Below are 21,846 nucleotides of genomic sequence, written 5' to 3'. Positions count from 1 at the left end.
GAGCTTGTGATTAATTTACCCGTAATTAGATTACTAATTATCCATTAAGCTAAGAAACGCTGAAAATCATGCTTTTCAGCAATGAGTTTCAGCGATTCTTGAACACTACGATTAAAATAGTGATGCTATTATTTAACTGCCGTAGCGCTAACTTCTTTACCCTCTTCAACCTTAGAAATGATAACTTGCTTTTGCGGGTTATGTTTCTTGTCCATGGTGATCGTACCAGTAACACCCTTGAAGTTCTTCAAGTTAGCTAAACCAGTAGCGATTTTAGTGGAATCAGCTGATTTTTGATCTTCAATTGCTTGTTTGATCATGTAAGTTGCATCATAAGCTAAAGCATCAAAGGTCCCAGCTTGTTCGTGGTAAGTCTTCTTGTACAAGGCCATGTAAGCTGCTGCCTTAGCGTTATTGTTGGCCTTAGCATCAAAATGGGTCGTGTAATAAATGTTAGTCGCATTTTCTTTGCCGGCAATTTTAACTAATTTTGGATCAGCGAAACCATCAGCACCTAAAATTGGTTGCGTAATACCCATTTGCCGTGCCTGCTTAACGATCAAGCCTGCTTCAGAATAGTAACCAGGAACGAAGATGGCATCAAAGTTCTTGCCCTTCATTTTTGTTAATAAAGCTTGGAAATCTTTATCGCCAGCCTGATAATATTCAGTTTGAACAACTTGCCCCTTGAACTCTTTCTTGAAGGCTTTCGTTAATCCTTGACCATAATCAGTCGACTTATCAGCTAAAATAGCAACTTTCTTCAACTTCATATTGTTATAAACGTATTTAGCTAAAGCCTTACCTTGATAACTGTCTTCAAAACAAGACCGGAAAATATAAGGCTGCACCTTACCATTCTTTTGTACTGTTAAAGCATCTTGCGTCCCACCAGGTGTGATAAATGGTACCTTGGCTTTAGTCTGGTTAGGTAAAGCAGCCAAATCGGCACCAGATGTGATTGGGCCGACAGTAGCAACAACTTTACTTTGGGTTGTTAAGTTAGAGGCAACGGAAGCAACTTGTGAGTTATCGCTCTTATTGTCTTTTTGAACTAACTCTAGTTTCAGCTTCTTGTTACCGACCTTGACCCCACCGTCTTTATTGATTTGCTTGATGGCTAATTTAGTCCCACGTTGCATTGCTTGCCCATATGCAGCCGCGCTACCAGAAAGCTCAAAGTTACCACCAATTTTGATCGTATTACCTGATTGTTTGTTGCCGCCGCCTGCAGCACTCCCGCTGCCACTACACCCAGCTAATAATAAGCCAGTTGCTGCGACGGCGCCCAGCATGGCGAAAAATTTTTTACCTTTCATATGTCTCCATCTCCTATGTATTAATAAATTAGAATTCTAATTTGTTTTTAATAAACTAACATAAATTCACGTACTCGTCAACGTGAATTCTCATAATATTCACAAAAAGTTGATAGTAAGTCCCTATATATCAGCATTTAAGTTTTTTTGATTATTTTATTTTCTAATCAAATTCACACTTATAATTTGGAACGTTGATTTAGGGCATAAAAAATAAGTAAAGCGCAAAAGTTAGACTTTTTCTGCACTTTACTTATTTATTTAGCTTAATCTAGTTCTGCGCGCTTTTTGAAACTTAATGTGAGTAAACAACTGATCAATACGCAAACTGCTGCAATTAGATAGGTTGTTTTGATCGCCTGCAACGAGCCTAACTGTGTGGCTACCTTGCGACTATGCTGCGTCACCAATTGCGCGATATTATTTTTCTCTAAAACACTCATAATTCCGATCAATAAAGCTGTCCCAAACGAACCCGCAATCTGGCGAATCGTGGTGTACATCGCTGAACCGTCGGGGATGATCGCCTGCGGTAACGAATTGAACGCCTCAGTCTGAATCGGCATCGTCACCACTGACAGTCCTAACTGCCGTACAGCCTGTGCAGTCGTGATATAGGCAAAACTAGAATGCAAGGTTACACGGCTTAACATCAATGTTCCCAACAATAAAACTAGCGTCCCACTGAAGGCAAGGTATTTTGCGCCCCATTGATCGTACATGCGCCCACTGATTGGCGACATAACGGCAATGATTATCGCCCCAGGTAACATTGCCAAACCAGAATAAATAGCACTGTAATGCATGATATTTTGAATATACAATGGTAGCAGCAACATCCCACCGTACAACGCCATCATCAAAAACACATTAACGACGACAGCAATAATGAAATTATGACTTTTAAAAACATTAAAGTTCAGTAACTTGTTACTAATATGTGTTTGTTGGTAGACGAAGATCACGACAATGATCAGTCCAATTACACTGAAGCCTAACACGCTTTTTGATAAAATAGGTGCCCCACCAGCATTACTAAAGCCTAACAATAATGCGCCCAGACCAAGACTCGATAGAACAACACCACTCCAATTTAGCTTTAGCTTTTTACTTTCACCTAAATTGCGCAACATGAATGCTGCAAAAATAATGTCTAAAATAATCAGCGGCGCAACCAGATAAAATAGTGACCGCCAATTGTATTGGACAACCAAATATCCAGAAATCGTTGGTCCTAACGCTGGGGCAAAGTTCAAGGCTAAACCAACCCAGCCCATTGCGGTACCACGTTTATTTGCCGCATACATGTTCATGATTGAAACATTCATGAGTGGTGCAATTACCCCCGCACCAGCAGCCTGGATCATCCGGCCACTGATCAAAATCAGATAACTAGGTGCCAGCCCCGCAATGATCGTCCCTAGCGCAAAAACACTCATTGCTGCCAGATAAAGTTGCCGCGTCGTGAACCGTTGAATCAAATAGGCCGTTAGCGGCACCATGATCCCATTGACCAGCATATACCCATTGGATAGCCACTGCCCTTGAGCAGCGGAAATATTAAAGGAACGCATAATACTCGGTAAAGCGACATTCATCAAGGTCTGATTTAAAAATGCCAAAAACGTCCCCATAACCAAAACTAGCATTATCCGCTGGTTGCTCTTTGTCGTGCTCACTAATCGATACCTTCTAACTTTTTCAATAATGCTGTCTGCGTGGTCAAAAGTGCTGCTAACTTATCAGTATCCAGCTCGTTAACTGGGGCCAACTTTGCCCAAAAATCGGCATAAGTCGCCTTGTATTTCTGCATCCCTTTTTCGGTTGGACTAATATTGATCTTACGCTTATTCAACGGGTCACGTTCCTTCGTCACTAGCGCTTCAGCTACCATTCGGTCAACGATCCCCGACGTGGTACTGCTGCCAAGTCGTAACGCGTGCGCAAGGTCTTCAAGTGAGCTGGAATTTTTGGTATTTAATGCGCCTAAGGCAATCACCCAGTTCTCCGTCAATTGTTGTTTAGTTGCTTGAAAATAAAAAATACGCCGTGTTTCTTTGCGCAGCGAACGCAACGACAGAATCAAATCTTTAACTTGTGTTTCGTTTTTCAAATCAGTTCTCCTCACAATAGTTCGTATGCGAACATTTCGTATACGAACTATGCTACACGTTTTAACTACTGATTTCAAATTATAATTCCTTATTTCAGGATAAGAAATTTTGCTACAGTTCAGCCAGGCTACTTATTGATCCAGAATCTCATCTTGAATCAGTCCAGCAGCTTTCATAAACATATGAGTTACTACTGGTCCAACAAATTTAAACCCGCGATGTTTCATATCGTGGGCAACTTTACTGGCTAAACTTGAGCGCGTTTCAACTTCATCTGGCGTCACGTAAGTGATCAATAGTGGCACTTGCTCAACAAACTGCCAGAGATAATTGGCAAAGCTGCCGAACTCCTTTTGCACCATAATAATTGCTTGAGCATTGGTGATAGTCGCCTGAATTTTACGTGGATTACGAATCATTGCTGGATCTGCAGCGATTCGCTCCACATCGATTTCACTAAAGGCAGCTACCTTAGTAATGACCATACCAGCAAAATCACGCCGATAAAGCGGCAACTTACTGGCCGCTGCCTGCCAGCTTAGGCCAACTTGAAATACACCAACCGTTAGCAATTCAAATAAAATATGATCATCATGCGTCGGTGTCCCAAAATAGGCCGAATATTCAGTCACGCCGTTACCCGTCCAATCATTTTGATCGTTTTTTTGCATCATTATCGCCTCCTTAAAACACAAAAAAACCGCAGGCCTTGATGCAGCCTGCGGATCGATACTAGCGGAAGACAACTTCCGAGACCAATTTTCAGTGATTTAGCGCAATCACTATAGCTTTCGTGATAACCTGATCCCGCGATCAGCGCCGTTCGCTAGTTTCACCTAGCACGATACGATTCGTTACCCTAATTGCCTAACTAACTTAGCGCAACGCTGATTGTTTTTCTACGCAATCTCACGTTGGCGTCTACAGGTGACGACTAACTCGTCATACCTTGATTAGTCTCTCCGTCTTCCTTAATTTAAATATAGCAGGTCTTGCACTCAATTGCAAGCGATTACACCCAGCTAATCCTTTGCTGTTTTGCGTGTACTGGGATCAAATTTTTTCTCGAAGAAACCAAGCACTAAATCAGCGATAATTGCCATTAAAGCAGTTGGCAATGCCCCTGCTAAGATAATGGCACCACCGTTCGTCGCATTAGTCCCACGAATAATAATATCACCTAGACCACCAGCACCAACGAAGGAGCCAATCGCGGTGATACCGATAGCCAGTACCAGTGCATTACGCAGGCCAGCCATGATCACCGACAGCGATAACGGTATTTCAATCATCCGTAACACTTGTACACGCGTCATCCCCATCCCTTTACCTGCATCTAACACGTCACTATTGACGTTGACCATACCAGTATAGGTATTTTTGATGATTGGCAACAGCGCATAGAAGAACACCGTCACGATAACTGTATTTACGCCTAAGCCCAAGCCTAACATAATAATCGACAACATTGCTAAGGATGGAATTGTTTGAATCACATTGGCGATACCGATCACCCAACCACTCAGCTTGCGATTACGCGCAATAAAGATGCCGATTGGAATCCCAACAATTGCTGCCAGCAACACCCCATAAATTGAAATTAAAAAATGACGATTAAACTGCTCAAGCACATACATCCCATTATGCGCAAAATAATAGAAAAGTTGTTCTAAGATATTCATACTTTGCATTAATCGTCACTCCTTTCAAAATAATTATGTTTTTGTAAGAACTGCTTCGCAACAACTGCTGGTTCTTGCAAGTTATTATCGACTTGATAATTCAAATGCTGCATTGTTGTCACTGAAATTTTACCATTTAAACGATTCAAAATTCCTTTTAATTGTGGATGACGCTTCAAGGCCGAATCATTCACGACAACACTAGCATTGTATGGTGGGAAATAATTTAAATTATCTTTTAGTAGCTTTAAATTATAACTAGCGATACGCCCATCCGTTGAATAACCTAACACGGCGTCCATTTTACCACTCGCTAAGGCATTATAAACTAGACCAATCTGCATTGGGTACACGCGGCCAAAGCTGAAGCCGTAATCCTTCTTAAAACCAGCATAGCCGTCACCCTTACGATTCATCCAAATCTGATCGATCCCAACCTTCATGCTAGGGGCAACCTTTTTCAAGTCACTGACCGTATTCAAATTATGTTCCTTAGCAAACTTTTGCGTGACCATAAATTGATACGTATCGGCAAAGCCGTAACTCGGGAAATAAGTCATATGGTACTTACTTTTAAATTCTTTTCGCACCGTTTGGTCAACCTTGGCCGGATCAGTAACACCAGATTCATTTAATACAGTTTGAAAATCCGTCCCGTTATACCGAATAGCAGTGAGATCAGCATCGCCACGTTTTTGCGCATTGAAACTGACCGTGCCAGAACCAAGATTACTGATTACCGTCGTATGCAAATTAGAATAGTGTTCAATCAATTGTTGTAGCATTGCCGCCATGATCTGCTGTTCAGTCGTATTCTGAGCCGCAATTCTGACTGTATCTTTGCTGTCACTACTAAGACCAGGAAAACCGCAGCCTGACATAACCATAACCAAGGACAGAAAGAGTAGCGTTAATTTAAATAATTTAGATTTACGCATTAATTTCCCTCCTGTTTCGTTCGTGGCGTTAGCAACAACTCCAACCGACCAAGCAAGAAGTCAACAATCAAGGCCAAAATGATTACCGGAATTGAGCCACCTAAAATTAAATCTGGCCGGTATAAATTTAAGCCATTAAAAATGAAATCACCAAGTCCGCCAGCGCCAATATATGAAGCTAACGCAGTCCAAGCAATCACATAAGTAGCCGACAAACGCACACCAGCCATAATCACTGGTGCTGCCATGCGTAACTCGACGCGCATGATCGATTGTAGGTTACTCATCCCCATCCCCTTAGCTGCATCGCGCAATGTTGGGTCAACATTTTCCATACCCAAATAAGTATTGCGTAGAATTGGCAATAAAGAATAGATGAATAGCGCCACAATAGCTGGTAGTGCCCCGATCCCAAATAATGGAATCATCATTGCCAGTAAGGCCATCGCTGGCACTGTCTGCAGAACACTAGCCAAGCCAATGGTAAAGCCCGCGATTCTTTTATAGCGAGTCAGTAGCACGCCTAATGGAATCGCCACGATAACCCCTAAAAATAGAGCAATCGCCGAAATATAAATATGCTGCCAGGTTTTTAACAGTAATTGGCCGCCAAATTCTTGAAAGAATGCGATCACGCTTGATCACCTGCCTCGGCTTTATCCGGCTGATCCGCTTTTTCTGGTTTATCGGATTCACCCCAAAGCGCATCGTACACCATATCGACCAGCGTCGCTCGGGTTACGATACCAACCAAGTGATGGTCATGATCAATTACTGGTACGTTTTTAAAACCACGCTTCAAAATCCGCTCAACTGTATCACGAATAACTGAATCTTCTTTTACATAGAAGATGTTTTTATCCATAATATCGCCAATTTCTTTACCGGTGCCGTAATATTGGTTGATTTGTTCAATCCCAACGAAGCCGCGCAGTACGCCGTCATCATCAGTCACTAGTAGCGTATCAACACGCTTGTTATGCATTTCGCCTAACGCTTCTTTAAGTGTTTGCGATTCACGGGCAGAAACGGCCTTAGTCGCAACCTGACCGACAGTCGTAATACTAGGCCGCGCTTGGATCAAACGATCTTGACCAATCAAGCTTTCTACAAATTCATTAGCTGGATGACGTAAAATATTATCCGGTGTATCCACCTGAACTTGCTTACCATGCGACATGATCACGATTCGTGTCGCTAAAGTTAGCGCTTCGTCCATATCATGGGTCACAAAAATAAAGGTTTTGCCCAAACGCTCTTGTAGATCCTTAACTAGATCTTGCAAAGATTCACGTGTGATTGGGTCCAACGCACCAAAGGGTTCATCCATTAAAATAATATCCTGATCCGCTGCCAATGCACGGACAACACCAATTCGTTGCTGCTGACCACCAGAGAGCTCAGCCGGATAGCGATCCAAATAATCTTCAGGTAGTTCGGCCATTTTAATCATTTCTTTGGCCTTTTCGTTACGCTTTTCTTCGGGCCATTTTAATAATTTTGGTACTAATACAATGTTTTCCCGAATCGTCATATGGGGCATTAAACCAACGTTCTGAATCACATAACCGATTTTTCGCCGTAATTTTACCGGATCCATCTTGGCAATATCTTCACCATTAATTTCAATCGTTCCTGAAGTTTGATGAAGCATGCGGTTGATCATCCGCATCGTCGTTGTTTTACCTGAACCGGACGTCCCGATAAAACAAATAAATTCGCCTTTTTCAATTTCCATATTAAAATCGTCGACAGCCTTTGTGCCGCCATAAATCTTATTCAAATGCGACATTTTTAGTAATGTCATTTGCTCATCACCTTCTTAAAAATCTAAAATCACGCTTCTTATGGTAAACATATTTTCACTTTAATTGCAAAAATTTACGCGGCTAATGCCATAATTTAAGCCGTATCATGTTCGTTCATACTCTTATTATCAAGTAACTAATGGACAATTGCAAATTAGCACTCTAAATGTTTGAGTGCTAATTACTGGAAATCTGACCAACTTTGACTATAATAGAATTTGTAAGGTAATCAAATACCTACAAAATAAAAAAATAACTGGAGGCTTTTGTTATGGCAAATGATTTAATGAATCGGCAAAATGACTTAATGGATTTTGGCGCAGGTCGCTTCTTCAATCGGCTAGCGCATGGCTTCTTTGATGATGGCTTCCAAGACCCTGATTTCAGTGACGCAATGCGCACTGATATTAAGGAAAACGATAAAGCTTACACCGCAACCATTGATTTACCTGGTATTGATAAAAAGAATTTGCAGATCGATTATCAAAATGACATTCTCACCGTGAGTGCTAAAAATGAAAAGAAAACTGACGAGCGTGACGAAAACGATCAATTAGTTCATCGTGAACGGCGCTACGGTCAATTCTCACGGCAATATCAACTACCCGGTGTTGCTCAAGATAAAATTACGGCTAAGTACAATGATGGCGTTTTGACGATTACGCTACCAAAATCTGCTGAAGCCACTAAACATCAGATTGAAATTCAATAAACCTTGGTGCTGAAATAAGTTCATTTAACCTAATTCCCTGTGAGACCGTGATATAAGTCAATTTATATCACGGCCTCATTTTTGTTGGCGCAATTAAAAAAGATAGCCGCCGCTATCTTAATAATATGTAGTCATAACTCGCGTGCCGCACTAATGCTTGCCAGTAAAGCCCCTGCTGCAGTCAACATTAAGCTCAACCAATGAATCTCTTCTACATTATGCGGTAAACAAATAATAAACAAATTAATGAACACCACTGCCAGCCAAAAATCAAAACGCTTCAGAAATCGCATCGTGCCGCCTCCTGTTTTAATATAGTAAGTCCCGAAAACTATCGTGCCCATTCTAGCGCCAGACATGACGCCGCTTTTAATGGACATGCTAACTTTTATCGTTAGTTTTAGCTTAACAAAAAATTAAGTTTTCGCCATCACGCTTATTATTGATTTTCAGCTACGACTTTAGCATGAAACTAAAACATGCCTTGGCGGCTACTTTTGGGACCTATTTCTACTAATTCAATAGGTGCATATTGGCAATAGTCGGTTCAGCTACAGCTTAAAAACCATAGAAGTAGCGCAAAGTCTATGAATCCGCTAAACTAATGGTAATAGAATTTATTTACTGGAGGAATTCGTATGGGCTTACTTATTAATTGGCTGATCATTATTGTGGTTGGTTTTATTGCTGCCATTTTCGTGGCGGCTGAATTTTCCGTACTCAAAGTGCGACCATCTTACTTAAAAGGCTTGATTGACAACGGTAATCGTACCGCTAAAGTCACGCTGCATCTATTAGAAAAGTTAAACGATACGCTATCAACGACCCAAGTCGCAATCACCTTCACGGGTATCTTAATGGGGGCCATTGGGGAAAGTACGTTGTCGGAAACGATCGTCTTGCTTTTCGCCCAGTTTGGTGTTGACTTGCCGGAAAATTGGCTACTTTCAACTGTTAGTATCATTGTTTTAACCTATTTGGAAGTTGTCTTAACCGAATTAGTGCCTAAATCGATGGCCATTGATCGGCCTAACAAAATCGTGCTCTTGATCACCCGCCCCGTTAGTGGGTTTCAAAAGATTGCCTTTCCGCTAGTTTGGTTTATGAATCTCTCGGCCGCGGCTGTGTTGAAACTACTCGGCTATACGGTGGCAACCGAAAGCGAAGATATTTTCACTCAAGCTGAAATTCTTGGCATTACGCGTGAAGCTGTCCGCGGTGGTACGATCGATCCTGACGATGCAACCTTTATCTCCCGTGGCTTTGATTTCAATGACCGCGAAGCTAAGGATGTTATGGTCGATCGAACGTCCGCCAGCTTTATCAGCGATCAAAACGATGTTGCCGCTGCCTACCAACACTACTTAGAAACTGGCCTGACCCGCTTTCCAGTGATGGTTGAGCAAAACCGTGATCAAGTTCGTGGTTACGTCTACGCCTATGATTTGGCTAAACAAAACGCCGTCGATCCCAGTGTTTCCGTACAAAAACTGATTCGACCAATTGCGCGCGTTCCAGAAAATATGCTGATCAACGAAATTTATCGAATGATGGTACGCACTAAGTCACCATTTGCGCTAGTTACCGATGAATACGGTGGTACTGCTGGCATTGTGACCGATGAAGATATCAATGAAGAATTACTCGGCGATATTCAAGATGAAAATGACCGCGATAAAGATTATGTGCAAAAGCAAGCTGACGGCAGTTACCGCGTCAATGGCAAGATCACCCTTAGTGATTTTGAGGTTGCCTTCAAAACGCGTATTCCCTCGCTTGAGGAAAGTAATGCAGTAACGCTATCTGGTTATTTACTGGAAAAGCAGCCCACTATCGGTTTGCACGAAGAATTAACTGTTGCGCCTTTTAACTTTGTTGTTGCCGAAGTGGGTGACAATCAGCACGTTACCTGGGTCACAGTGACTCGGCTACCAGAAACTAACTAATTGTTTAGTTATTGCCTTGTGCTCAATTTATTTTGGGCCAAGGCTTTTTAATTTGCCTAGTCGCTTGCTCATCCGCTAGCTATACAGCAGTTTACACAAGCAGTTAAAGTTAACGCCTGATTGCTTGTTCGAAAGTGCGTCTATGGAATATTTTCTGATCACGTCTAGTTGCCGGCTTATTCACAATGAGTGCACACTGAATGGCCGCATGCTATACTTTTAATAAACGTTAAAAGGTCAGGTACCCACTATGAAAAAATATATTTATCTTTTCCTTGGCACCTTCACTTTTGGCCTCGGCACAATGGGCATTGTGCTACCAGTTTTGCCGACAACGGTTTTTTATTTATTGACTGGGTTTTTCTGGTGCCGCAGTTCACCAAAACTCCATGCTAAATTAGTAAGCATGCCGCTTTATCAAAAATACGCCACACCTTTTTTAGAAAAGCGGATGACTCGTGCCGCCAAACAGCGAATGTTTGGCATGATGGGCTTAGTTTTCTTACTTTCAGCAGTACTAGTCGATCATCATTTAATTCGTATCCTGCTTGTTATTATCTACGTCAGCTTAGTTATCGGCATTAGCTGGTATCTGAAAAAACGGCCGACCGCCAAACCAGAAAAATAAAAACGTCCACCTAGCAACGGTAAAACCGTTAAGCTAAGTGGACGTTTATTTTTTAATATCTGACTGGTGCTAAGCCATTGTGAGCAACCTTGCCTTGTTGTTTTTTACGTAATTTCTGCACTTGCACTTCAGCATCGTGCTCCAAGCCAGCCCGTGTTCGTTTGGTTGCGTAAACCGTTTGATCCGCCCATACCATCTGTACGATTGAACCTAACAACAAGAGACAAACGAAAATTAACGGTAAACCAGCTAAGATACAAATCGTTTGGACGGTTTTGAAACCACCAACAACGACGATCCCCATTGAAAAGAAGATAAAGACCGCAACCCAGATCATCCGATTGAAGCGACTTGGATCTTGACCATTCTTTAATTTCAAGCTGGTCAGCGAGGAAACAATAAATGCTGACGAAGAAATGGTTGTTGCTAAGAAAATAAAGCATGACAACGCATAGAAAATTAAAACGGCAACTTTAAATGGCAAAGTACTCAAAACTTTAGCGATGACGGCAGCTTGCCCTTGATTATTTAAAATAGCAACCAAGTTCACAATACCGCTATGTTGTAAGTACAACGAGTAGCCACCAAGAATGGCGTAGAAACTCATACAGCCAAGAGCGCCAAATAACAACATCCCGACGATGATCTGTCGAATTGTCCGTCCTTTGGAGATCCGGGCAATGAACAACCCAGTAAATGGCATGTATGATAACCACCAACCCCAATAGAAAATTGTATTAGCGTTGGTCGTTACGGGGTTCTTGCCGACAAGCCCAGTACTTAACGGAATAAATCGTGTAACTAGGTGTCCTAAATTACCTAACTCTAAATGACCAATGAACTTAGTTGGACCTAATAATAAGACGAAGACTAAAAAGCCAACGGCAGTCCAAATATGAGCAGCACTTAACCGATCGATCCCACCTTCGAGACCAGCAAAAACAGTTAAAGCAAATAAGACAAATAGAATCGCAAACAATGCTAGCTTCAGCATAAAATTATCGGGAACGCCGGTAAAGCTATGAACAACAGTGGCCAAAATTGGAATTTCCAAACCAACGGAAGAACCGATACCACCCATAATGCCGACAACAACTAAAAAGTCGACAAACGTGCGCAGTACTTTTTTATAGCCTTGTTGACCATCAAGTAAGGTGATGGCCTCGCTTAAACGTTGTACAGAGCGATGCTTGTTGTACATGGCGTAACCGATAGCAATCGTTGCCGACGCAAACATCATCCACGCCATTGGGCCCCAGTCGAACTGACCAAACATACTGGCATCAAAATAAGCTAAATGCGAGAACGGCTTAACATTAAAAGCAGGATGTGCAACGGCTCGCAACGGATCGACCATGCTCAACATTAAAATACTAGCATCAATTGCTGTGGCAAAGACCATACTACCCCATTGAAAATTATTGTACTTTGGTTTGTCGGTCGCTTTGCCTAAGCGAATGCGACCAAAATGGCTGGTCGCTAAGTAAACAAAAAAAACGAAGTTCAGAATATATACACCGAAGAATAGCCAGCCCATATTAGTCGTAATGCCATCCATTAAAGACGCTAACCAATGCTGCAATGAATGGCCACCAAGTAACAGTGCCACCGACATTAACACGAAAAGACTTACAGTTGGTACAAAAACGGTTCGATCAATTTGTTTTGCTTTTAAAATTATAAACCTGCGCCTGAAAACACGTCCACAACTGACGTGCCCTAGAGGAAAATTACTGATTCGTCCTGGTACTGTGGCAAACTTTTGCCAACAGATTATAGCGCCATCTCAATCATTAAATAACCACTTATGCTATTTAACACAGGCGCTCCCAGTCCCCAGTCGTTAATTCCCGGATTCATCCTTGATCACCGGTACATATAGTGCCACGCGAGGTTACCCCCGTTCTAGGTGAGTTTCAGTCGCAGTATTGCCTTCTTTCTTTTTTTTGGAATTAAGCTTGCTCAATGCAATTGAGCGCAAGGAATTCGTGACCAGAATGGGTAAAAAGGCCTGTCGATTGTGGTGCAGTCTTTGCAATATGGCGATACGCCACCAATCCACCTTTTTAGGCCCGTTTCCACTAGTTGTTTTCAATAAAGTTAGTGAAAACGGGATTGGAAAAGCAAATTTTATCAACTTTTCCAATCATTCTCTGTAATTATAATTGCTTAATGATACGCGCTGGATTACCGGCGATCACGACCTTGTCTGGGAACGATTTTGTAACAACAGAACCAGCACCAACAACAACCTCATTGCCTAACGTAACGCCAGGCAACACGGTAACACGGCCGCCAAACCAGCAACTATTGCCAATCGTGATGGGCGCGCCCATTTCAACATCTGCATCACGCCGCGCCGCATCTAGCGGGTGGACTGGCGTATAAAGGCCGACATTAGGGCCAAAATAGCAGTGACTGCCGATAGTGATCGGGCAAGTGTCTAAAAACGTCATGTCGTAGTTACCGTAGAAATGATCGCCAATGTGAATATTGAAGCCATAATCAAATTTAAATTCACTTTCGACGAAGAAGTCATCACCGGTATCTGCTATTAACGCCTTAAAACGCTGGTTACGGGTTTCATTGTCAACGATTGCGTTGATTTCTTTTAACTGCTGGCGCATAAACTTACGGCGCTCGACCAATTCAGGGTCAAATTGCTGATAAGCTTCACCGGCAGTCATTTTTTCTCGCTCTGTTTTATTCATCATATTAACACCATACCATACTTCCAACTAAATGTTTAGGGTAGCAGAAAAGTTACTGCTGACAAAAGGCCAAATAGTAGCTGACTGCCGCTACAGTCTGTGCTGACTGCACTGTACCAGTTTTGATCAACGCAATTAAATCAGCTAATGGCACCAATTGACTATTAACAAATTCATCAGTATCAAAATTAGTAGCTACTTTTTCATTTGCATGCACATGAGCCAAAACTAAAGTAACCCGTTCATCAGTAAACCCTTCTGACGAGGCTACAGTCGTCAGCACTTGTAGATCATGCGCCACGTAGCCAGTTTCTTCACTTAGTTCGCGCGCTGCTGCAGTGGTTACATCCTCATTTTCGTTTAACAAGCCGGCTGGCAACGCGATACTTTCCTGATTAACGCCAGCCCGATACTCACTATTGACCACAACTTGTTGCTTGTCAGTCAAGGCTAGGATCGCCACTGCTGGTCGATGCAAAATAACGTCGCGGGTCACCATCATTTGATCTGGCGTTTTAATTTGACGCTGAACTAAGTCAAAAATATAACCATGATAAAGCTGTTGTTCCGTGCGTACTTGGCCAGGTTGGCCGGCATTCTTAAAATTTAACAATTTGATCAACCTTTCGTTTACAAGTAAAAAGGCTACCGGCAAATTAGCGGCAGCCTTGAAGTCTATTATAGCGATTTAACTGGCTTTTTTAAACGTAACAAACCAATTCCGGTGAAGCCACTTAATAATGACATCACTGGACACAGCAAGCTGAAGAAAACAAACGGTAGATACTCTATAGTAGGAACACCTAATGTGTTGGCCAAAAAGACCCCACCAACACCCCAGGGCACTAGGTAATTGATCACCGTACCACCATCTTCCAGTACACGACCTAGGGTTTCGTCGCTTAAGCCACCTTGATTGAAGGCTTTTTTAAAGGCACGACCTGGTAAAATAATTGATAGAAACTGTTCACCAACAAATAAGTTGACCCCAATACAAGCCGCTAAACCAGCTAGAATCAATTTACCATTATTATTTAATCGTTGTGCAATTGGTGTCATGACTGCTTCGATCAACCCAAACTTAACTAGCAAGCCACCAAGTGACAAGGTTAAAACAATCAAGGCAACTGTTGGCATCATACTAACAATACCCCCACGCGACAATAATTTATCAACACTACCGCTACCGGTGTGTGCAACAAAACCGTCAGTAATGATTGTTGCCAAATTTTTCAAGCCTAAATGTGGTTGTTCCGCTAACAATAATCCAGCGGTTACAAACACATTTAACAGCATCGTTGGAATCGCTGGTACCTTCAACGCAGCACAAGCAAACACTAAGATAATCGGGATCATCGCCCAAAAAGAAATAGCAAAATGCTGGTTCAAAATACTAACCGTTTGCTGGATCCGCGCCAAACTAGCATTAGTGCTGGTATGGCCTAGGAAACTAAAAATAATCAACGTGATCCCACCAGCAGGTAGAATCGACCAGTATAGATTGCGCATATGATCAAATAAATCAATATCAACCACGGCAGCAGCCAGATTATTGGTTTCCGATAAGGGCGACAACTTGTCCCCCATGATCCCGCCGGAAATAATCGCACCAGCGACCATGGCTGGATTCAAGTTCATTGTCATCCCCATACCGAAAAACGCCAAACCAACCGTAGAAGCAACAGTAAACGTACTACCAACTGCCGCCCCCACTAAAGCACACACCACAAAAACAGAGGGCAAGAACCAGCGAACACTGATCAATTTAAACCCAACTACCATCAAGGTGGGAATCGTTCCAGCAGCGATCCATGTACTGATCATCGCACCAATCAAGATAAAAATAAAAATCGGTATGATTCCTTTTTCAATTCCTTCAGCGATTCCTACGTTGACGGTAGCCCAATCAGAATGACGCCATTTGGCCCAAATCATGACTAAGCTCATCGCTAACATAACTGGCACTTGCGGTGACAAGCCAAACCCGATCACACCAATACCCATGACGGCTAACACAATAATTAAAACGATCAACGCTTCAGTAAAACCTAATTTTTTCATTTTGTTCTGCATATTTTTTCTCTCCTCATCTTCACTACTGATTCTTCAACTGATCAGCAGCACCGATAACGAGCCTTACCACCACAATGTTGTTGCATCGCGTTCTCCTCCAATAAAATCAATTTCAAATAAATTAATACACGCCTTTTTATCCATTCTGAGTATAAAAAAAGTCCCTGCTACAAATAAATGTAACAGGGACGACTGATGCCGTGGTACCACCCAGATTGCGCTTAACACGCCACTCTGCAAGCAGATAACGGCGCTCGAATTCCGTTTGAACACAGAACGGTATTTGGTTAGCTTATCCTGATCGGTTCGCAGCAACCACCGACTTCCTGACACCCAGATAAACGAACTACTTTTTGTCCTGTTAAGTTCACTTTTTAAATTACTTGTAGCCTATCATCGAAAAACAGTACTGTCAACTGTAATTTATTTCAAGCGCGTTTGCTAGCGCGCTGATTTTTATTGTTTAATTCATTAACAAAGTAAAAATCTAGTTATTTTTAAGCTGCAGCTGCTCTTTTTTTCTATCTCATCACACACTTACACAATATGTTCAAATAAATCTTTGCAACAAAAAGCAGTTCAATCCACCAAACTATTGTTATAGTAGAGTTAGAAATGGGGGAATTATTTTGGTTCAATTAACTAAATTAACCGATACATTCACTTTAAATAATGGCACTAAGATTCCAATCGTCGGTTTTGGTACGTGGCAAACGCCAGATGGTGACGTTGCTAAAGAATCCGTCAAAGCTGCAATTGCCGCTGGTTATCGCCACATTGATACTGCCTTCGCCTATGGCAACGAAGTCAGCGTTGGTGCAGGCATCCGTGAAAGTGGCGTCAACCGTGAAGACTTATGGGTCACATCTAAATTAACTGGTGAAGACCACGGCTATAAAAACACTGAAAAAGCCATCGATAAGTCATTAACTAATCTTGGTCTCGACTATTTAGATCTCTATTTAATTCACTGGCCAAATCCAATCGCTTTTCGTGATGAATGGATCGAAGCCAATTCTGGTTCGTGGCGTGCAATGGAAGAAGCGCAAACTGCGGGTAAATTACGGGCAATTGGTGTCTCTAATTTTCGGCCAAAGCATATCGAAGAATTGCTTAAAACTGCAACGGTTACGCCACAAGTGAATCAGATTTTCTTAAACCCTAGTGACTTACAGGCAGAAGTTGTTGCCTACAATAATGACCACAATATTTTATCCGAAGCTTATAGCCCACTCGGTACTGGTAAAATTTTCAATGTACCTGAGCTCAAAGTGATTGCGGAAAAATATCACAAGACAGTCGCACAGGTTGTTCTGCGCTGGTCATTACAGCACGGCTTTTTACCATTGCCAAAATCAGTACACGCTCAGCGGATCCAAGAAAATACACAACTATTTGATTTTGAATTAAGCACGGCTGATGTTGCTGCAATCGATAAACTACATGGTGTTGCCGGTGTTGCCACCAATCCAGATTCAATTTCTTGGTAAGTTAAAATCGCCTTTTAAGGCGGTTTTTTTGTTATTGTGCTAACGACCTTAAATTGTTCCCATAAATAGTTATGCAAATCACATGCAAAGTGCTACAATAACAACGTACATTCAGGAAACGTTCTCAGCAAGCGTTTCTAATTTTACATATCAAAGGAGCTGGATGTAATGAATAAATTAGGTCGTAAAATCGTAACGTTGGCAGCTGCAATCTTAATGGGCGGCTCAGTTGCAACGTTCTCTGCTGTTGGTGGGGCTAAAGCCGCTACCGACAATAACCAAGTTGTACTGAAACAATTGGATACTGCACCGCACGGTAAGCAAGCATTTGCCGTCACTACTGTTGCCATGAAAGGTGACAAGATTGTCGCTGCTTATATTGACGAATTCCAATTCGTTAAAAAAGGCACCGATGGTATGACCCCAGTACCAAATAGTACCAAAGGTTTCGCTAAAGGCGTTAAGAACAAGCAAATGTTGATTTCTAAAGCGACTAACGACGAAGCTTATAGCGGCTTAATGAAAAAAGAAGCTAAAGCAACTCAAGGCCGTTTACAATCACTTGATGCAATTGAAAAGTATGCTGTTGGTAAAACAGCTAAACAACTCAACGCTGCCTTAGCTAAGAACAAGAAAATGCAAGACAAAGTCATTTCTGGCGCTACTTTAGCTAGTACAAACGGTTACGTTAAGTCAATCGCACAAACAGCCACTAAGGGTTACGCAACTGCTGGTACTGATGTAACTGACGACAACATTACTTTGAAACAAGTTGAAGCTGCTCCTCACGGCACTGATTCATTTGCCGTTACAACCGTTGCTATGAGTGGTGATAAGGTTGCTGCTGCCAGCATCGATGAATTCCAATTTGTTGACAAAAAAGGCTTCACAGGTGTGCCAAACAGCAAGTCCGACTTCGGCAAAGCTTATCCTAAAGGCAAAGTCTTAATTTCTAAACAAGTTAACGACAAAGCTTACAGTGCTTTGATGAAGAAAATGGGCAAGGCTAAACAAGATCGGATGACTTCCGTTAATGCCATCACCAAGTATGCGGCTGGCAAGACTGCCGATCAATTGAAGAGTGATTTAAATGCTCATTCTAAGATGACCGACGTTGTCTCTGGTGCTACACTTGAAGATACTAACGGTTATGTTCAATCAATCGTTGATGCCATCAACAAATAAAATCTAGCGTAACTAAAAATCCTGCCGTTACTGGCAGGATTTTTTTGTTGATTTAATTTGGATTATTCCGCACTACTTATTCATTTGCCGCTTCGACAATAGTTTTAATATAGCCATTGGTATCTTCTAAGGTTGCCCCAGAAACGACATCAGTCATTTTATCATGGGCATTTAAATCATTTTTTAGTTCTGTAGCGGTTTTACCAGCCGCATATTTAGTGATCGCATTGATCGATTTATTTCGCGATTGCGTTGCTTTAGCTTCGTCCTTCATCAACTTACTATAAGCTTTATCATTCGCTTGTTTTGAAATCAGGATTTGGCCTTTGGCATAGCTATCGCCAAATTCTTTGTTGCTATTCGGTACCCCTTTGAACCCTTTTTTAGCAACAAATTGGAATTCGTCAATCGCAGCGGCAGCAATTTTATCGCCACTCATAGCCACCGTGGTCACCGCAAAAGATTTATTGCCATGTGGTGCCCCATCAATTTGTTTCAGCGTAATATTATCATCGGCTACACTGATACCTGTGGTCGTGAAGCCTTTAGTTGCTGTGGTAACCACCGATTTTACATAACTATTGGTATCGGTTAAAGTTGCCCCAGAAATCACCTTTTTCTGTAAGGCTTCCTTCTTTGCTAGTGTTGTTTTAAGTTCCTTCACCGTCTTACCTACAGTGTATTCTTCAATCGCAGTCATTGATGCAGAGCGTGTCTTTGTTGCCTTGCCCTCTTCTTTCATCAACTCACTATAGCCTTCATCGTTTGCATCCTTTGAAATCAGCATTTGTTTCTTTTTCATGCCCTTAGCAAAGTCACCATCACTATTGGGTACTGGCGTCATGCCGTCAGCCCCTTTTTTGACGAATTGGAATTCATCAATGTGTGACGCAACAATTTTATCCCCACGCAGTGCTACCGTCGTAATTGCAAAAGATTTTTCGCCATGTGGTGCAGTGGTCATTTGCTTCAAAACGACTTGATCAGCACTGGCAGCTTGTACCTGCTGTGTCTTACCCAAAAAGGCTACCGGACTGGCCATTAGAACTGTTGCTACAACAACCAAAGCTTTTTTACCTAACCCATACATAGAACGTCAGCTCCCTATAAAATATTTTTTGTTGGCGCTTACATATTGCTTGTCACAATTTTACCATGAACTATGTGCAATACCTAACAAATTTTTAAATTTAATATACTTTCCAACCGCGTACTAAAAGCTGTAGAATAGTAACAAGAGCAAAAATAAATTGCTGGGGGGAATTTTTCCGTGGATATTGAAAAATCACTGGACTATCAAAAACGGTTTTTTACTAATTTTGCGGCGGCTTGGCAAGACCACTCCGATCTTGATCTTTACCGTGGAATTGACGCAACCGCTGATGCACTAAGACTCGACCTCTCCGAAGTTCCAGGCTACATCTTAGCCTACGATAAACAAGCACAAAGTGAATTGCGTGCTTATTTGCAAAAAGGCCTCATCGAATGGTTGCAAACTTACATCCCCTTCTTTGAAGTCAGTGCTGACGGTATCGTCATGTTTGGCGACTGGTATCATCGGCGGCAATTTGGTGTGCTCGATGTTTGGACACGCCAAATTATGCAGTATTCTGAAGCTGAGCGTCAAATTTTACCTGATTTAGAAACTTACGCGGCTGATCCTGAAAACTATCTCAAAAAGCGTTTAGCTAGTTTGCACGACGATGCCTATAGTGAAGCTGATCATTTACAAAGTCGACTTGAAAAAGCACAAGCTGCTGTAGCGGCTGAACCTGATGCCCCAACCCGCAGTAACCGTGATCGCGCTGGTGGTGGTTTCAAAGGTCTAATGAAAAATTTTATTGACCAACCTGAAGAAGATGCCGCAACCACACCAGTACAACCTAGTGGCGATGGCAGCGAAGTAGCAACGTTACAATCACAATTAAGTGCTGCCCGCGCTGAAGCTCAAGCTCGGTATGATGAAGAAAAGCGCCAGATTCAAGTTGAATCCGCCGTTACTAATTACGAATATCAAGCCATTATCAGCCAATATAGTTCATTAAAACAATTTGAAAACTCACTACAACATATTTCCGATAGCTACATGGCAAGTTTGGCAGCTGGCCCACAATTAGCGACACAAAGGGAGAGTGACGACGACAATGCTTAATTTTAAACAACCACAATTACGTGATGTTATCGAAGCTCCTGCTGATATCGCTAAGATTCGTACCAGCTTGGCCCGACAATACCAACAAAAGCGCCAAGTTTTCACTGACAAGGCACACTGGGCGCATAATGATGCTGCTTTATTTGAATTTGGTGCCAGCTATACACGTCTGTTCATGGACAAGTTATGGGAAGCACTTAGTGACGATAAGGTGATCGGTAAGTCAGACTTATTAGATCATCTATGGTTAGAAGTCGTGCAGCAAGAACAGGGCACCACAATTAACATTAACTATGCCGATGAGTCAGGTGCCAATCATTTATTATTTGCCATTGATCAAGCACTGCATATGCAAGCCCATTTAACGGCCCACGAACTACCTGTTCTAGCCGATATTAATGGTGATAAAACTGAAAGCCTGATCACGGAAAAAATGTTTCCTGCTATGTTGCAACTGATCAAGTTGCTGTACGCTGCTGATCTGCGCTTCTTGTCACCAAAAGAAACTGTATTGCAGCCAGTTAATGACCTTCATTTTGGTGTTAAATTCCCTGATGCGAAGACCTTCACGGCAACGTTAAAAGTCAGCAATAATGTCGCTATTCCGGTTAAAATCAATGTGGAGATCGGCAACTACGATGTTCGCAGCTTCCAAGTTGTCGATGAAACCGGCAACGACGTCACCACGGCTGGTCAGCCACACGTCACTGCTGGTGGTACATTTAGTTGGGAAGCACAACATTTACCAGAACTGACTAACCAGACTTTGACGCTAACCGTTGAAGCTGTTGCCATTGATACGTTACCTTGCCTAGATAATTTATTTGTTACTGCATCTAGCAATAACATTTTAATGCGAACTGGCGCCCAAATTGGTAGCTTCCAATTAGAATTACCTAACCAACAAGAATTGGGTATCACGGTCAACTCACAAGATGAGACCTTGACACTACACTATCAAGATCCTGATACGCAGATTTATGAGCTATCCAAAATCTATCCATTCTTTGGTGAATGGCTGGAAGAAACTTTAAAGACAGCAATCATCGTTTAACCTTTGATAGTAAGGCCCTGTAGCTTAGGGGCTT

At 42.0% G+C, this 21,846-nt stretch carries 21 protein-coding genes; 7 read left to right on the top strand and 14 right to left on the bottom strand.

All coding sequences use genetic code 11. The features are described 5' to 3' along the window. Nucleotides 1-128 precede the first annotated feature (128 nt). The 8 genes from EKM80_RS07345 to EKM80_RS07310 all read right to left on the bottom strand — a co-directional run bounded on the left by EKM80_RS07345 (nt 129) and on the right by EKM80_RS07310 (nt 7,860). Complete coding sequence (locus EKM80_RS07345) at nt 129-1,319, bottom strand: ABC transporter substrate-binding protein (protein WP_125552470.1); 1,191 nt, start codon at nt 1,317-1,319, stop codon at nt 129-131. Nucleotides 1,320-1,585: 266 nt separating this feature from the next. Beyond that, nucleotides 1,586-2,968, bottom strand: a complete 1,383-nt coding sequence (locus EKM80_RS07340) for an MDR family MFS transporter (protein ID WP_125552493.1) — start codon at nt 2,966-2,968, stop codon at nt 1,586-1,588. Between the two features lie 29 nt (nt 2,969-2,997). Then, the gene (locus EKM80_RS07335) at nt 2,998-3,432 is read right to left on the bottom strand and encodes a MarR family winged helix-turn-helix transcriptional regulator (protein ID WP_125552469.1); all 435 of its coding nucleotides are present in this window, start codon (nt 3,430-3,432) and stop codon (nt 2,998-3,000) included. Nucleotides 3,433-3,564: 132 nt separating this feature from the next. Continuing rightward, complete coding sequence (locus EKM80_RS07330) at nt 3,565-4,104, bottom strand: DNA-3-methyladenine glycosylase I (RefSeq protein ID WP_125552492.1); 540 nt, start codon at nt 4,102-4,104, stop codon at nt 3,565-3,567. 351 nt (nt 4,105-4,455) lie between these two features. Continuing rightward, nucleotides 4,456-5,124: an ABC transporter permease gene (locus tag EKM80_RS07325; RefSeq protein ID WP_125552468.1), complete on the bottom strand. Its 669-nt coding sequence runs from the start codon at nt 5,122-5,124 to the stop codon at nt 4,456-4,458. Beyond that, nucleotides 5,124-6,053 carry an osmoprotectant ABC transporter substrate-binding protein gene (locus tag EKM80_RS07320; RefSeq protein WP_125552467.1) on the bottom strand — a complete coding sequence of 310 codons (930 nt, stop codon included), beginning with the start codon at nt 6,051-6,053 and terminating at the stop codon, nt 5,124-5,126. The genes EKM80_RS07325 and EKM80_RS07320 overlap by 1 nt, the downstream gene beginning before the upstream one ends. Beyond that, entirely contained in the window at nt 6,053-6,688 is a 636-nt protein-coding gene (locus tag EKM80_RS07315; RefSeq protein WP_125552466.1) for an ABC transporter permease, read from the bottom strand. The genes EKM80_RS07320 and EKM80_RS07315 overlap by 1 nt, the downstream gene beginning before the upstream one ends. Further along, entirely contained in the window at nt 6,685-7,860 is a 1,176-nt protein-coding gene (locus tag EKM80_RS07310; protein WP_125552465.1) for a betaine/proline/choline family ABC transporter ATP-binding protein, read from the bottom strand. Before EKM80_RS07310 ends, EKM80_RS07315 begins: the two co-directional genes overlap by 4 nt. 272 nt (nt 7,861-8,132) lie before the next feature. Here EKM80_RS07310 and EKM80_RS07305 point away from each other — a divergent pair, with 272 nt between their 5' ends. Then, nucleotides 8,133-8,573 carry an Hsp20/alpha crystallin family protein gene (locus tag EKM80_RS07305; RefSeq protein WP_125552464.1) on the top strand — a complete coding sequence of 147 codons (441 nt, stop codon included), beginning with the start codon at nt 8,133-8,135 and terminating at the stop codon, nt 8,571-8,573. Between the two features lie 131 nt (nt 8,574-8,704). Here the strand turns inward: EKM80_RS07305 and EKM80_RS14840 are convergent, their stop codons facing one another. Beyond that, the gene (locus EKM80_RS14840; protein ID WP_164509516.1) at nt 8,705-8,866 is read right to left on the bottom strand and encodes a hypothetical protein; all 162 of its coding nucleotides are present in this window, start codon (nt 8,864-8,866) and stop codon (nt 8,705-8,707) included. Nucleotides 8,867-9,211: 345 nt separating this feature from the next. Here EKM80_RS14840 and EKM80_RS07300 point away from each other — a divergent pair, with 345 nt between their 5' ends. Together EKM80_RS07300 and EKM80_RS07295 are read left to right on the top strand one after the other, a co-directional pair. Next, a complete protein-coding gene (locus EKM80_RS07300) occupies nt 9,212-10,519 on the top strand; it encodes a hemolysin family protein (protein ID WP_125552463.1) in 1,308 nt (435 codons plus the stop codon). A gap of 250 nt (nt 10,520-10,769) precedes the next feature. Next, nucleotides 10,770-11,147: a YbaN family protein gene (locus EKM80_RS07295; RefSeq protein ID WP_125552462.1), complete on the top strand. Its 378-nt coding sequence runs from the start codon at nt 10,770-10,772 to the stop codon at nt 11,145-11,147. Nucleotides 11,148-11,199: 52 nt separating this feature from the next. Here the strand turns inward: EKM80_RS07295 and EKM80_RS07290 are convergent, their stop codons facing one another. The 4 genes from EKM80_RS07290 to EKM80_RS07275 form a co-directional block, all read right to left on the bottom strand. Then, nucleotides 11,200-12,807: a BCCT family transporter gene (locus EKM80_RS07290; protein ID WP_225418836.1), complete on the bottom strand. Its 1,608-nt coding sequence runs from the start codon at nt 12,805-12,807 to the stop codon at nt 11,200-11,202. Between the two features lie 499 nt (nt 12,808-13,306). Next, nucleotides 13,307-13,858, bottom strand: coding sequence for a sugar O-acetyltransferase (locus tag EKM80_RS07285; protein ID WP_125552491.1), 552 nt, complete (start codon nt 13,856-13,858; stop codon nt 13,307-13,309). A 52-nt stretch (nt 13,859-13,910) separates the two neighbouring features. Further along, entirely contained in the window at nt 13,911-14,471 is a 561-nt protein-coding gene (locus tag EKM80_RS07280) for an NUDIX hydrolase (RefSeq protein WP_125552460.1), read from the bottom strand. A 65-nt stretch (nt 14,472-14,536) separates the two neighbouring features. After that, on the bottom strand, nt 14,537-15,931 hold the full coding sequence (locus EKM80_RS07275; RefSeq protein WP_125552459.1) for a Na+/H+ antiporter NhaC family protein: 1,395 nt from the start codon (nt 15,929-15,931) through the stop codon (nt 14,537-14,539). A gap of 629 nt (nt 15,932-16,560) precedes the next feature. On the opposite strand from EKM80_RS07275, the gene EKM80_RS07270 reads away from it, so the two are divergent. Further along, nucleotides 16,561-17,421, top strand: coding sequence for an aldo/keto reductase (locus tag EKM80_RS07270; protein WP_125552458.1), 861 nt, complete (start codon nt 16,561-16,563; stop codon nt 17,419-17,421). 168 nt (nt 17,422-17,589) lie between these two features. Beyond that, the gene (locus tag EKM80_RS07265; RefSeq protein WP_125552457.1) at nt 17,590-18,606 is read left to right on the top strand and encodes a hypothetical protein; all 1,017 of its coding nucleotides are present in this window, start codon (nt 17,590-17,592) and stop codon (nt 18,604-18,606) included. Nucleotides 18,607-18,682: 76 nt separating this feature from the next. Here the strand turns inward: EKM80_RS07265 and EKM80_RS07260 are convergent, their stop codons facing one another. After that, a complete protein-coding gene (locus tag EKM80_RS07260; protein WP_125552456.1) occupies nt 18,683-19,696 on the bottom strand; it encodes a hypothetical protein in 1,014 nt (337 codons plus the stop codon). 180 nt (nt 19,697-19,876) lie between these two features. On the opposite strand from EKM80_RS07260, the gene EKM80_RS07255 reads away from it, so the two are divergent. Together EKM80_RS07255 and EKM80_RS07250 are read left to right on the top strand one after the other, a co-directional pair. Then, the gene (locus EKM80_RS07255) at nt 19,877-20,758 is read left to right on the top strand and encodes a hypothetical protein (protein ID WP_125552455.1); all 882 of its coding nucleotides are present in this window, start codon (nt 19,877-19,879) and stop codon (nt 20,756-20,758) included. Next, on the top strand, nt 20,751-21,812 hold the full coding sequence (locus tag EKM80_RS07250; protein ID WP_125552454.1) for a hypothetical protein: 1,062 nt from the start codon (nt 20,751-20,753) through the stop codon (nt 21,810-21,812). The genes EKM80_RS07255 and EKM80_RS07250 overlap by 8 nt, the downstream gene beginning before the upstream one ends. The last annotated feature ends 34 nt before the right edge of the window (nt 21,813-21,846 follow it).

The organism is Loigolactobacillus jiayinensis, assembly GCF_003946445.1.
GTDB lineage: Bacteria > Bacillota > Bacilli > Lactobacillales > Lactobacillaceae > Loigolactobacillus > Loigolactobacillus jiayinensis.
The sequence above is the reverse complement of the archived record's forward strand: the minus strand, read 5'-3'. Positions and strand labels throughout refer to the sequence as shown.

Coding starts and splice junctions, on each gene's coding strand:
- EKM80_RS07345 (WP_125552470.1), bottom strand. CDS start 1,319: ATGAAAGGTAAAAAATTTTTCGCCATGCTGGGCGCCGTCGCAGCAACT.
- EKM80_RS07340 (WP_125552493.1), bottom strand. CDS start 2,968: ATGCTAGTTTTGGTTATGGGGACGTTTTTGGCATTTTTAAATCAGACC.
- EKM80_RS07330 (WP_125552492.1), bottom strand. CDS start 4,104: ATGCAAAAAAACGATCAAAATGATTGGACGGGTAACGGCGTGACTGAA.
- EKM80_RS07325 (WP_125552468.1), bottom strand. CDS start 5,124: ATGCAAAGTATGAATATCTTAGAACAACTTTTCTATTATTTTGCGCAT.
- EKM80_RS07320 (WP_125552467.1), bottom strand. CDS start 6,053: ATGCGTAAATCTAAATTATTTAAATTAACGCTACTCTTTCTGTCCTTG.
- EKM80_RS07310 (WP_125552465.1), bottom strand. CDS start 7,860: ATGACATTACTAAAAATGTCGCATTTGAATAAGATTTATGGCGGCACA.
- EKM80_RS07305 (WP_125552464.1), top strand. CDS start 8,133: ATGGCAAATGATTTAATGAATCGGCAAAATGACTTAATGGATTTTGGC.
- EKM80_RS14840 (WP_164509516.1), bottom strand. CDS start 8,866: ATGCGATTTCTGAAGCGTTTTGATTTTTGGCTGGCAGTGGTGTTCATT.
- EKM80_RS07300 (WP_125552463.1), top strand. CDS start 9,212: ATGGGCTTACTTATTAATTGGCTGATCATTATTGTGGTTGGTTTTATT.
- EKM80_RS07295 (WP_125552462.1), top strand. CDS start 10,770: ATGAAAAAATATATTTATCTTTTCCTTGGCACCTTCACTTTTGGCCTC.
- EKM80_RS07285 (WP_125552491.1), bottom strand. CDS start 13,858: ATGAATAAAACAGAGCGAGAAAAAATGACTGCCGGTGAAGCTTATCAG.
- EKM80_RS07275 (WP_125552459.1), bottom strand. CDS start 15,931: ATGCAGAACAAAATGAAAAAATTAGGTTTTACTGAAGCGTTGATCGTT.
- EKM80_RS07265 (WP_125552457.1), top strand. CDS start 17,590: ATGAATAAATTAGGTCGTAAAATCGTAACGTTGGCAGCTGCAATCTTA.
- EKM80_RS07260 (WP_125552456.1), bottom strand. CDS start 19,696: ATGTATGGGTTAGGTAAAAAAGCTTTGGTTGTTGTAGCAACAGTTCTA.
- EKM80_RS07250 (WP_125552454.1), top strand. CDS start 20,751: ATGCTTAATTTTAAACAACCACAATTACGTGATGTTATCGAAGCTCCT.